Raw genomic sequence first — 12469 nt, forward strand, 5'->3', positions numbered from 1 at the left:
CGACGATGCCAACCTCTCTTCAGGGCGGCGACCTTCTTCCCGCTCCTGCACGGAGGCTCGACCTATGCATGCTGTTCCCCCGCTCGAACAAGACACCGTCGATGCGCCTGCCGATGCAACGGCAGTTCATGCAGCCGCGCACCCCCCCGCCCATGCAGCAGCAGTGAATGCCCCGGCATCCAGCCATGCCGTCAATGATGCGCCGGAGCGCGATCTGCGCCGCGTCGGCATTCATCCCGATTACTGGTATCCGCTGGCGTGGTCGAACGAGGTGAAGCGTGGCAAGACGCATGGTGTGACGTTCGCGGGTGAGCCGATCGTGCTGGCGCGCACGGAGTCCGGGAAGGTGTTCGCGCTAGAGGACCGCTGCGCGCATCGTCAGGTGCCGTTGCATCAGGGCGTGGTGGACGGCGAATCGATTCGCTGCGGCTATCACGGCTGGACCTACGACTGCTCCGGCAAGTGCATCGACGTGCCGTATCTGGGCCGCGACCGTTTGCCGAATGGCGTGCGTTCGTATCCGTGCCGCGAAGTCGAGGGTCTGATTTTCGTGTTTCCGGGCGATGCCGCTCTGGCTGAAGAGCGTCCGTTGCCGTCTCTTGGTTCGGTGTCGGACAAGAAGTACAAGACGCGCCGTTTCGGCCGCGCGGTGCACTGCCACTATTCGTTCATGCATGAGAACCTGATGGACATGAACCATCAGTTCCTGCATCGCCGGCAAATGGGCCAGATGCGCGCGCGTTCGGTGGGCCGCCGGCGTGGCGAAGGCTGGGTTGAAGTCGACTACACGTTTGCGCGCATGGCCGGGCAGCAGCCGATCGGCGAAGCGATCGTGTTCGGCCAGAGCCGCAAGACCGGCGGCGAAGATGACAAGGACGTGATGACGATCCGCACCGGCTATCCGTATCAGACGCTGCAAATCCGCACGTCCGATCAGACGCTGGTGATGGATCTATGGATCGTTTATGTGCCGCTCGATCGCGAGCAGCGCACCAATCGCACGTTCGGTTTGCTGTCGATCCGCAAGCCGGGCATTCCGGGCTTGCTGAATCTCGCGTGGCCGCTGCTGGTGTGGTTCACCGAACGCATCTTCAAGGAAGACCGCGAGATCGTCGAAGCCGAGCAGCGCGCGCACGATAAGCAGGGCGCGGACTGGAATCATGAAGTGTTTCCTGTCATCAACGAGTTGCGTGCGTTGCTGCGCGAGAGCGGCGCGCCGGACCAGGTAGTAGGCGTCGGCACCGGCGATACGTCGGTGATCCGGTTTTGGGATTCGCGGCACGGGAACCCAGTGTCGAATACCTGATATGCGAATTTTTTTGGCGCTGCGCAGGATCGTACAATCGTCGGCGACGGTGAACTGCGAGCCGCCGGGGGGATTACTCCATCTCCAACCCTTACCGAATCCAAGCCGCACGAGCAGCGATAATGGAACAAATACACCCGGGTTTGCGCAAATCGGCATGCGCCGGTCCCCACCCCGTGTACCATTTCGCTTTTTCCGTAATCAAGAACGCCGAGTGACTGCTTCCAAATCCCCCATCGCCCAACAAATTCCCGCTTCGCGTAAATCGCTGACACTGCTGCAATTGCTGGGCCTCATCGGCGGTGCAGCTCTGATCGCCGCTATCCTGCTGAACCAGCTGGTCTAATCCTTCCGCGAGCCTTCGCTGCACGCATCAATCAGACCTACGCCGGCGCTGGCCGCCGGCTTCATCGAATTCCGATTGCCATGTACAAGAAGGGGGTAGCCGTAGAAATCCAGTTTTCTCCCGAGCGGCTGAACGACGGCGCCGGCGATCCGTACTGGATCGATTTGACGCACGCAGAAGCGCAGCGTCTGTTGGAAAGCCTGCAGGCGCGTCTTCTGGCTGAAAACAGCGCAGTCACCGCCGCGCCGCTGGTTGTGAGTCTCGATGAGACGCCGGCTTTGCAAGCAGCCGATGCGCCCCATGCCGCGGTAGACAATGCGGCATCGGCGGATGACTTCAAGCAGTGGGTCTGCGTGATCTGCGGCTGGGTCTATGACGAAGCCGCCGGCCTGCCCGACGAGGGCATCGCGCCCGGCACGCGCTGGGCGGATGTTCCGGCCGACTGGCGTTGCCCGTTGTGCGACGTGGGCAAGGAAGATTTCGCGTTGGTCGAGTTTTGAGATCAGCCAGCGGCCTGGCTTAGCGCTGGGTAAAGAGCAGCGCTAGCCCGCGCCTTCCGGAGAAATCCGCCTTAACCTTCGTGTTTTCCTACCCGTCGAAGTTGCCACGCATGAAGTTCAGCTTCTTGCGCGGCAGTTCAGACGTGTTTCTGCGTTCGAGCGCCCGATGCGCGTCGAGCGTGAGTGTGTTTTTTCAACTGTAGCCGCAGCGCGGCCGCCTCGCTTTGCAGCGCTTCGACGAACGCCCCGGCTAGCGGATGGCTCGGACGATGCTCCGGATGCACCACGCTCACGCGAAACGGAAACGATACGGCGAGCGGCCGGATATGCAGATTCCGGCCCACGAAATCGAGCGCGGTAAGCGGATTGACGATAGCCAAACCCAGGCCTTGCCGCACGAAACTGCAGACAGAAACGGCGGTGGGCGTCTCGATCATCTGCCGCCGTGCGATGCTCGCTTGCGCGAAAGCTTCGTCGATCTGAATCCGGTACGGATCGTTCGACGACAGGCTGACAAAAGGCTGATTCGCGAAATCCTTCAGTTCGATCACGCGCTTCGCAAGCAGCGGATGCGCATCGGGCAGCACGCAAACTTCGTCCACTTCAAGCAACGGCGTCAGACGCGTGCCGGCGGGCGGCGCGCCGTGTTCGGTCAGGCCGAGGTCGTAGCGCTGGGCGGTCAGCCACTCTTCGAGAAACGGCGACTCCTGCGTCGCAATGGACAGGCTCACGCCCGGCTGTGCGTCGAGGAATTGTTTGGACGCTCCGGGCAAAAGCGAATGCGAAAACGCGGGCAACGCGATGATCGAGAGTTGGCCGCCCTGAAATTCGCGCAGGCTTGCCGCCGTGGATGCGACCCGTTCGAGTCCGACGTACGCGCGCTTGATCTCGTCGAATAGCGTCAATGCGGACATCGTGGGACGCAGACGCCCATGCACCCGCTCGAACAACGCAAAACCGATGCTTTGCTCCATGCGCGCGAGTTCGCGACTCACGGTGGGCTGCGAGGTGAACAACATCTCGGCCGCTCGGGTGACGCTGCCCGCCGTCATCAACGCGCGGAAGATTTCGATATGCCTGTGCGTGAGCGCCATGATGCCTATATCAGGATTGAATGGATGGGCGACAAATAGATATTTTACTGAATGAACGGTTCTCAGCATCATGTTGCTCAAGCCTTCACCTCGGGACATGAGTACCGTGACCACTTTCGATCCGCAACAACTCGTTGAACTCGCCGGACAGCACGGCACGCCGCTATGGGTCTATCACGCCGACGCGATCCGTCAACGCATCGCCGAATTGCGCCGCTTCGACGTGATTCGCTACGCGCAAAAAGCGTGTTCGAATCTGCATATCCTGAAGCTGATGCGCGACGACGGCGTGTTGGTCGACGCGGTGTCTTCAGGCGAAATTGCGCGTAGTTTGGCGGCGGGTTTCACACCGGATGGCGAGCCGGAAGGCGTCGTGTTGACCGCGGATCTGATCGACCACGCGACGCTGGCCACCGTGCTCGCGCATCGCATCACGGTCAACGCCGGGTCGCTCGATATGCTCGAACGCGTAGGGCAGCATGCGCCCGAAGGTCATCGCGTGTGGCTGCGGATCAACCCGGGTTTCGGACACGGACACAGCAACAAGACCAACACCGGCGGCGAGCATAGCAAGCACGGCATCTGGTTCGATGACGTGGCGCTCGCGCTGGAAATCGTGCGTCGTTATCGCTTGAAGCTGGTCGGGCTGCACATGCATATCGGCTCCGGCGTCGACAATGTGCATCTGTCGCGCGTGTGCGATTCGATGGTCGCGGCGGTCAAAGGTTTGGGCCACGATATCGAAGCAATTTCCGCAGGCGGTGGTTTGTCCGTGCCGTATAGCGAAGGCGAACCGCGCATCGACGTCGAACATTATTTCAGTCTTTGGGACGCGGCGCGCGAGCAGATCGAAGCGCATGTTGGGCATCGCGTGCGGCTGGAAATCGAGCCGGGGCGCTTTCTGGTTGCGGAAGCCGGCGTGCTTAGCGAACGGCCCCATGAATTGTTCGCGGTGGGCGGGCCGTTGTGTGAAGCGGGCGACGTGTTCACGCAAGCAGCGGGCGGCGTGGTTGAGAGCCGGTCTATGCCCGCGCCTGAAGTGGGCGACTTCGTCGTGTTTCACGACGCGGGCGCATACGGCGCGTCGATGTCATCGAACTACAACAGCCGGCCGCTCGCACCCGAAGTATTGCTGGAGAACGGCAAGCCGCGCCTGATCCGGCGCCGGCAGACCGTCGAGGAATTGTTGGCGCTGGAGGCGCCGGCTTGATTCACCGCGATCGCTTTGTCCGCGTGCTCTCACCGTGCGTGTGTACGAAGCGATCATCGTTGCGGACTCCTGCGCGGCGGGCGCGACCGGAATGGCCGCGCGCTATTCGGTTTGTTACGGCTGGTGCGCCATTGGGACGCGTGACTGGGACGCGGGCTTCCAGGATTGGGGTTTTGTCGGGGGGCTGAGGTTTTTTGTTTGCCTACGGCGGAGGCCTTTGAAACGGTGCCTGCCCGCACCACATTGTTGGGTCAACCACGAATAGCGATACTCACGACTGGAACGGTGCCTTCATTTTGGGGAATACTAGCGATTGCAGCGGCCAGACCGTCTACGGCCCTTTGCCGCTTGCGTCTCATTGAATAATGTAGCCGCTGCATGACTATTGTGGTCGCATGAAACGGGACCAGAATTCGAGGCATGGAGATCCAATGAATCCATCGGAACGTATTGACCATCTGATCGCAGAACTCACCGACTGGCGCGGCAAAACGTTCGCCAGCATCCGCAAGAGCATCCTCGCGGCCGACCGGGAGATCATCGAGGAATGGAAGTGGATGGGAAGCCCCGTATGGTCTCGCGACGGGATAATCGCGGTCGCCAACGCTCACAAAGGGAAGGTGAAGCTTACCTTTGCCCACGGGGCGAGCCTCCCAGATCCGGACAAGCTCTTTAACGCGGGCCTCGAAGGCAACGCGAGACGAGCGATCGATTTTTTCGAGGGCGATAAGATTAATGAGCGTGCTCTAAAAGAGCTCATCCGTGCCGCTATTGATTACAACCAGATCAAATTGAAGAAGAAAATGCCTGCGGGTACTCGGGCGAAAGTACACAAAAGTAAAGAGACATAAAGCTATAGCTTGTTCTCGCGTGTGTCTCGTTGACGAAAAATCGGCGGCTTTGCATAGCACGGTAAATCCATGACACGCATCGACAGGTCTTTTGACATCACGCGTCTCGATGACGAATGGCTCGAAGCGGACGGCTTCGGCGGGTTCGCATCGGGCACCGTCGGCACGACGCGCACGCGCCGCTATCACGCGTTGCTGCTGACCGCCACGCGCGCCCCGGGCGGCCGCGTCGTGCTCGTCAACGGTGTCGAGGCGTGGCTCGAAGCGAACGGCAAGCGCTATCCGTTGAGCATGCAGCGCTATGTGCCGGACGTGATCTATCCGAACCTCACTGAGAGCTTGTTGGATTTCGATACACAGCCGTGGCCGACGTGGCACTTTCAACTCGATGCGCAAACGCAGTTGACGGCCGAAGTCTTCGTCAGCAAGGCGACGTGCGAAACGGTTTTGCGTTGGCGGCTGGAGGGTGGAGACGCGACCGTTCAATCGAGCGCGTTCACGTTGAAGGTGCGGCCGTTGCTTTCCGGCCGCGACTATCATGCGCTACACCATGAAAATCCCGCGTTCAACTTCAATGCGCAAACGAGCGACGAGCAAGCGCGCGTCAGTTGGCAACCCTACGGCGACTTGCCCGTCATAGACGCCGTAACGAACGGCGCCTACACGCACGCACCCGACTGGTATCGAAACTTCTGCTACGTCCGCGAGCGCGAGCGTGGTCTCGACTTCAGCGAGGATCTCGCGACCCCTGGCTTATTCAGCTTCAATCTCGCCGATGGCGAAGCGGTGATGATCCTGAGCGCATCTGCATCTGCATCTGCATCTGCATCTGCATCTGCATCTGCATCCGCATCCGCATTCGCATCCGCATCCGCATCCGCAACGGCTGCGGCTGCGGCTGCGGCTGCGGCGCAGACCGCAAGCACACAACCGGCCGTGGCCCGCGCCGCGGAACTCGCCGCCATCGAACAACAACGCCGCGTCGCGCTGGGCTCTCGTCTCCAGCGCTCCGCCGATGCCTACATCGTCACGCGCAACGAGGGTCTTACGATCGTCGCAGGCTTTCCGTGGTTCACCGATTGGGGCCGCGATACGTTCATCGCCATGCGCGGCTTGCTGATCGCATCGGGCCGTTACGACGACGCGGCAGCGATCTTGCGCGAATGGGCCAGCACGTTATCCGAAGGCATGCTGCCGAATCGCTTCCCCGACTATGGCGACACGCCGGAATACAATTCCGTCGATGCGTCGTTGTGGTTCGTCATCGCAGTGCACGATTATCTGGCGACCCATCACGCCACCGCCGCCACGCGCACGCGCTTGCAGCAGGCAGTAGAAGCGATCCTCACGGGCTATACGAACGGCACGCGTTTCGGGATCAAAGCGTCCTCTGACGACGGTCTTCTGAGTGCGGGTATGCCCGGCGTGCAACTGACGTGGATGGACGCGAAGGTCGGCGACTGGGTGGTCACGCCGCGCATCGGCAAACCGGTGGAAGTGCAAGCGCTATGGATCAACGCGTTGCGCATTGCAGCAATGTGGAATCCGCAATGGCGGCAGCCAGCCGAGCGAGCGTTGCAAGCGTTTCATGAACGCTTTATCGACCCATCGACGCAAGCGCTTTTTGACAACGTCGACGTCGACCACGTAAAAGGCGCTGTCGATCGTTCGATCCGGCCGAATCAGGTCTTTGCGGTAGGCGGCCTGCCGTTTCCGTTACTCGACGGCGCGGCGGCGCGCGCGGTAGTCGATCAGGTCGAAGCGCAACTGCTCACGCCGCTGGGTTTGAGAACGCTCGCACCGTCCGATCCCGCCTATCGGGGTCACTACGCCGGTACTCCGTTGGAGCGCGACGGCGCCTATCATCAAGGTACGGTTTGGCCGTGGTTGCTCGGCCCGTTTGTCGAAGCGTGGCTGCGGGTTCACGCGACCGAACCCGATGCCCGCGCTCAAGCCAAAGCGCGCTTTCTCGACCCGCTGTACGCGCATCTCGACCACGCCGGCCTCGACCACCTCTGCGAAATCGCCGACGGCGACGCGCCGCACACACCCGCCGGCACGCCGTTTCAGGCGTGGTCGCTGGGCGAGTTGCTGCGCATCGAAAATCTGCTTGCCCGGTTGGAGCCCATCGCCGCCTAAACCGCGCTACGATGTGAAACCTGCCGCCAAGCTCGACGCAAGGACGCATTCATGCCACCGCTGCGCGCTGCCAATTTGCTCGACACTACTGAAGGTGCACGCCTGCATTCGGCCGATTGCGCCCACTGGCAACGCTGGGGGCCCTATCTCAGCGAGCGTCAGTGGGGCACGGTGCGGGAGGATTACAGCGCGAACGGCGCCGCATGGGACTACTTCCCGCACGACCATGCGCGCAGCCGCGCGTATCGCTGGGGCGAAGACGGCATCGCCGGTTTCGGCGACGACAAGCTCAGCTGGTGCGTCTCGCTCGCGCTGTGGAACCGCAAGGATCCGATCCTGAAGGAACGTCTGTTCGGTCTCACGAATGCGCAGGGCAATCACGGCGAGGACGTGAAGGAGCTGTATTTCTACCTCGACGGCACGCCCACGCATTCGTATATGCGGATGCTCTACAAGTATCCGCAAGCTGCCTTTCCCTACGACGATCTGATTCAGGAAAACGCGCGGCGCGGCGCCGATATGCCGGAGTACGAAATCCTCGATACCGGCGTGTTCGACGATGGACGCTATTTCGACGTGCAGGTCGAATACGCGAAACATGCGCCCGACGACATCCTGATGCGCGTGACGATCGAGAATCGCGCGGACCAGGCGGCGTCGCTCGACGTGCTGCCGCAGATCTGGGCGCGCAATTCGTGGTCGTGGAAGGAAAACAAGGACAAGCCTTCGCTGGTTGCGGGCGAAGACCACAACGGAGACGCGCATCTGGTCGGCCGTCAGCATGGTCATGAGCCGATCGTCGTGACGGCGTGGTCGAAGGACGCGCCACAGCTGACATGGCTTTTCTGCGAGAACGACACCAACGTCAAGCGCCTGTACAACATGGACGGCGCGGGCCCGTTCAAAGACGGCTTCAACGATTACCTCGTGCACGGCGACACGCAAGCGGTGCGCCACGATGCCGGCACCAGGGCCGCCGCGCACGCGCCGCTCGAATTCGCGCCGCACGGCCGCGCGGTGGTGTATCTGCGCTGGCGTCCGCAATCGTCCCCGGATGACGTGTTGCTCGACGCCGACGCGGTGTTCGCTCACCGCATCGCCGAGGCAGACGAATTCTATAGCGCGCTGCAGCATGAAATCGACGATCCCGATGCTCGCCTCGTGCAGCGTCAGGCGCTAGCGGGGATGTTGTGGTCCAAGCAGTACTACCAGTTCGATGTGCATCGCTGGCTCGAAGGCGATCCGCTGCAACCCAAACCGCCTGAGAGCCGCAAGCACGGCCGCAACTCGGAGTGGCAGCATCTGTGCAACGCGGACATTGTGTCGATGCCCGACAAGTGGGAATACCCGTGGTACGCGTCGTGGGACCTCGCGTTTCATGCAGCCGCGTTCGCGCTGATCGATCCGGCGTTTGCGAAGCGTCAATTGCTGCTGCTCGTAAAGGATCGCTATCAGCATCCGAACGGCCAGTTGCCCGCGTACGAATGGGCGTTCGGCGATGCGAATCCGCCGGTGCATGCATGGGCCGCGTGGCGCATCTATGAAATCGACCGCGCGCTGACTGGCAAAGCGGATCGCGACTTTCTCGAACTCGTATTTCACAAGCTGTTGCTGAATTTCTCCTGGTGGGTGAACCGTAAGGACGCCGACGACCGCAATATTTTTCAGGGCGGTTTTCTCGGCCTCGACAATGTCGGCATCTTCGACCGCTCGTCGCCGCTGCCGACCGGCGGGCACATCGACCAGGCCGACGGCACCGCGTGGATGGCCGCATACGCGCTCGACCTGATGCGCATTGCACTCGAGCTCGCGTATGCGAACCATGTATTCGTCGATATCGGCGTGAAGTTTTTCGAGCACTTCCTGTATATCGCTCAAGCCGTCAGTTGCGACGACGGTTGCGATACCGGCCTATGGGACGGCGAGGACGAATTCTTCTATGACAAGCTGCGCCTGCCCGACGGCAGCAACATACCGATGCGAGTGCGCTCGATAGTCGGCCTGATTCCGCTGTTCGCTGTCCATGTGCTCGAAGAGCGTCTGCATGGCGGCTTGCCGTGTTTGCGCGAGCGGCTCGTCTGGTTCCTCGAGCATCGGCCCGATCTGGCGAAGCTGGTATCGCGCTGGAACGAACCCGGCAAAGGTAACAGCCTGCTGCTCTCGGTGTTGCGCGGGCATCGGATGAAAGCACTGCTGCGCCGTGCGCTCGACGAAAGCGAATTCCTCTCCGATCACGGCGTACGGGCGCTGTCGCGCGTGCATCGCGATCAACCGTTCGTGTTTAGCCACAACGGCGAGAGCTTCACTGTCAAATACCTGCCGGCCGAATCGGATTCGCGCGTGTTCGGCGGTAACTCGAACTGGCGCGGGCCAGTGTGGATGCCGGTGAACTACCTGCTGATCGAATCGTTGTACGAATTTCATCGCTACTACGGAGACGATTTTCGCGTCGAGTATCCGACCGGCTCAGGCCAGAAGTTCTCGCTGTGTGAGATTGCCGACGAACTGGCGCATCGCGCGACCACGCTGTTTCTCAAGGACAAGGACGGCGAGCGGCCGGTGATGGGCGCGTATCCGCTCTTGCAGGCCGACCCGCGTTCGCGCGATCTCGTGCTGTTCCACGAGTATTTCCACGGCGACAACGGGCGGGGCGTAGGCGCTTCGCATCAAACCGGCTGGAGCGGACTGGTCGCCTTGCTGCTGCAACCGAGAGCGATGGCCACGTCGGGCAACGTGCCGCTGCCAGGCGAACCGGAACCGGCTTCAGTTTCGGCTCCGGCACGCACGCCTGAACCTGCGCTGGCAACCGCGGCGGCGAAGTAGTTAGCGCCAGCAAACGCGTAACGGCGCTCTTTCGCGACGGTGAGTTGATGCCTCACCTGGAGCTTGCGCATCAGTTGCCATTTTTCTATCGGACCATCATGAAAACATCACGCCGAAACTTTCTGATGCTGAGTGTGGGCGTCGGCTCATCGCTGGTGCTGTCCCGCGCAGCGTTCGCCGACACAGCCGGCAAGCTCAGCGAAACCGATCCGAAGGCGCAAGCCGTCGGCTATAAAGAGGACGCTTCCAAGGTCGATAAGGCGAAATTCCCTGACTACACCGCCGGACAAACATGCGGCAACTGCTCGCTGTTCCAGGGTAAGGCGACGGACGCGTATGGCGGCTGCACGCTGTTCGGCGACAAGCAGGTCGCCGCGCGCGGCTGGTGCAGTTCGTATTCAAACATCTGATGTGAATGCGCGCCGCACGCGCGCATGTCACGTCAAGGCGTCCAGCGCCAGTTGGTGCGAATGGCCGATCCACACTGCCGCGTCGCGATGGTCGCGCAGTGCGTCGCCTGTGTTCGGGTGCAGAAAAATATCGAGCGCGCCGTGATTCAGCGTGAGCCAGCCGACAAGTTCGGCGAACTGCTCCTGGCCGAACGCAAGCTGATACGACCACATCGGATGCGGCCCGACCGGCCGCTCGTGAAAGCGCCCCAATTGCAGCTTGCCGTGCCAACGCGCGTCGATCTGCTCGCGAAAAACCCACGCGGCGTCGCGGCTGCTTGCGTCGAAATAGATGTGGGCGTGCCAACTCTCGATGGCCGAGGTGTCGCGAAAGGTCATAGTGGAGTCCAGTGCATACCAGTCTTTATCAGACATTCATTCTGCTTGAGTTTCCGTCGACGCGCGCGGCGCACGCCAGATTATCGAGCTTGAACCCAGCGTCTCAGCGGATGGGCGCACGGTGATTTTCCTGCTTTCGGCGCGCGGGGGTGAGCGGCGGGGCTGAGCGGGTTTGACGCTTCGGCGCCGTTCACCCGCATGCAGCCAAACCGTATAAGGGCGCGAGCGGCGGTGATCGCACCGTCGTTTTTTTACAGCGGTTTCTCCGCCAGTTAGCGCAGGCCATGACTTAGGTCCCCTTTGGTCCAAATCGCCGTCCTCCGGCAATTCGCCAAACTGGGCCGCCAATTCCCCTCGTTTCGCGCAATTGCTTTCGCGCTCACTCGCATAAACTGGTTTCCATGGCGCGACAAGTCATTGAGCCCATCGACGCGGTCTTCCCCCGCGTTGTTTTGAACCGTACCGTTGATGGCAGTTTGCCGCGGTTGTCGAACGCGGCAGGGCGGGAAAGCAGCAGGAAGTAGAAGCGATTGGAACAGCGCGCAGTCGATTCATATGCGCTGAAAACAGCAGGGGATTGCGGCGAGGTGCGGCAATACGAAGGACCGAGCTGCAATGCAGTAGCAATTCGAGTAGCAGTTCAGGTAGCAACAGCATTGTTAGTTAATGGTGGGTATCGGTCGGCAAGCATCCACGCGCCTGCACGACTCTTCCATCCTGTCCGGCCCTGTTCCCTCGCGGAACAGGGTTTTTTTCGTCCTTGCGGTACGTTGCGACTTTCGTTCGTTTAAGTCTGTCTTAATAGTTGCTTGCCATGATAAGGACACAGATTCACATTCGGAGTCTGTCAGCCCGCCGGCGTATCGGCGGAGTTTGCCACCGGACAGCAAAATTCGGGTGGCAAAGCCGAGAGTTAGCGAAGGAGGTTGAACCGATATGTCCAGCAAATCGCGAATCCGCAAGCACAGTCAGCCCGCAATGTCGCCGCTGTTGCGCGCGCTGACCTATAGCCGCACCGCACACGAGCCTGTCACCGAGGCGATGCTTTTGCAGTGCTACACCGCTCTCGATGCATTCCGGCACGGCCACGGTTCGCGGAATCTGCACATGACGTTGAGCCGGCATTTGCTTGTGTCGCAAGAACTTTCCCATCTCGGGCTCGGGGCGGACCTCCTCGCCGACATTGAAAGCGCACACGCGGCGATGGTTGAGCTCGACGCCCGCGAGCGTCGCGATGGCGTCTGGGCACTCGAAGACAGCGAGTATTTCCACCTTTGCGCGGCGCTGGCGATTCTGGACGGGCAATTGTCCAGCGCATCGTTGAGCGACATCGCGAACGCGGAAGCGAAAATGATCGAAGGGCTAATGAGGGCGGCGCAGATACAGGCGACCGCCGAGGCGGCGGTCTAGCC

At 61.2% G+C, this 12469-nt stretch carries 11 protein-coding genes; 9 read left to right on the forward strand and 2 right to left on the reverse strand.

The features are described 5' to 3' along the window. Positions 1-64: 64 nt before the first annotated feature. The 3 genes from AC07WT_RS21550 to AC07WT_RS21560 all read left to right on the forward strand — a co-directional run bounded on the left by AC07WT_RS21550 (position 65) and on the right by AC07WT_RS21560 (position 2152). A complete protein-coding gene (locus AC07WT_RS21550; protein ID WP_494948513.1) occupies positions 65-1306 on the forward strand; it encodes a Rieske 2Fe-2S domain-containing protein in 1242 nt (413 codons plus the stop codon). Between the two features lie 214 nt (positions 1307-1520). Further along, entirely contained in the window at positions 1521-1652 is a 132-nt protein-coding gene (locus AC07WT_RS21555) for a hypothetical protein (protein WP_494948514.1), read from the forward strand. 80 nt (positions 1653-1732) lie between these two features. Beyond that, positions 1733-2152 carry a rubredoxin gene (locus tag AC07WT_RS21560; RefSeq protein ID WP_494948515.1) on the forward strand — a complete coding sequence of 140 codons (420 nt, stop codon included), beginning with the start codon at positions 1733-1735 and terminating at the stop codon, positions 2150-2152. A gap of 137 nt (positions 2153-2289) precedes the next feature. On the opposite strand, the gene AC07WT_RS21565 is transcribed toward AC07WT_RS21560, so the two are convergent. After that, positions 2290-3246, reverse strand: coding sequence for a LysR family transcriptional regulator (locus tag AC07WT_RS21565; RefSeq protein ID WP_494948516.1), 957 nt, complete (start codon positions 3244-3246; stop codon positions 2290-2292). A 97-nt stretch (positions 3247-3343) separates the two neighbouring features. Between AC07WT_RS21565 and AC07WT_RS21570 the strand changes: the two genes are divergently transcribed. The 5 genes from AC07WT_RS21570 to AC07WT_RS21590 all read left to right on the forward strand — a co-directional run bounded on the left by AC07WT_RS21570 (position 3344) and on the right by AC07WT_RS21590 (position 10679). Then, on the forward strand, positions 3344-4456 hold the full coding sequence (locus AC07WT_RS21570) for a diaminopimelate decarboxylase family protein (protein WP_494948517.1): 1113 nt from the start codon (positions 3344-3346) through the stop codon (positions 4454-4456). Between the two features lie 431 nt (positions 4457-4887). Next, positions 4888-5307, forward strand: a complete 420-nt coding sequence (locus tag AC07WT_RS21575) for a DUF1801 domain-containing protein (RefSeq protein WP_494948518.1) — start codon at positions 4888-4890, stop codon at positions 5305-5307. Between the two features lie 69 nt (positions 5308-5376). Beyond that, complete coding sequence (locus AC07WT_RS21580; RefSeq protein ID WP_494948519.1) at positions 5377-7446, forward strand: amylo-alpha-1,6-glucosidase; 2070 nt, start codon at positions 5377-5379, stop codon at positions 7444-7446. 51 nt (positions 7447-7497) lie between these two features. Continuing rightward, positions 7498-10269 carry an MGH1-like glycoside hydrolase domain-containing protein gene (locus AC07WT_RS21585; RefSeq protein ID WP_494948520.1) on the forward strand — a complete coding sequence of 924 codons (2772 nt, stop codon included), beginning with the start codon at positions 7498-7500 and terminating at the stop codon, positions 10267-10269. A gap of 98 nt (positions 10270-10367) precedes the next feature. Next, entirely contained in the window at positions 10368-10679 is a 312-nt protein-coding gene (locus tag AC07WT_RS21590) for a high-potential iron-sulfur protein (RefSeq protein ID WP_492596131.1), read from the forward strand. A gap of 27 nt (positions 10680-10706) precedes the next feature. Here AC07WT_RS21590 and AC07WT_RS21595 read toward each other — a convergent pair whose 3' ends face one another. Further along, positions 10707-11057: a DOPA 4,5-dioxygenase family protein gene (locus AC07WT_RS21595; RefSeq protein WP_494951001.1), complete on the reverse strand. Its 351-nt coding sequence runs from the start codon at positions 11055-11057 to the stop codon at positions 10707-10709. Between the two features lie 936 nt (positions 11058-11993). Here AC07WT_RS21595 and AC07WT_RS21600 point away from each other — a divergent pair. After that, positions 11994-12467, forward strand: a complete 474-nt coding sequence (locus AC07WT_RS21600; RefSeq protein WP_494948521.1) for a hypothetical protein — start codon at positions 11994-11996, stop codon at positions 12465-12467. The last annotated feature ends 2 nt before the right edge of the window (positions 12468-12469 follow it).

This window comes from Paraburkholderia sp. GW821-FHT02A12 (genome assembly GCF_059422005.1).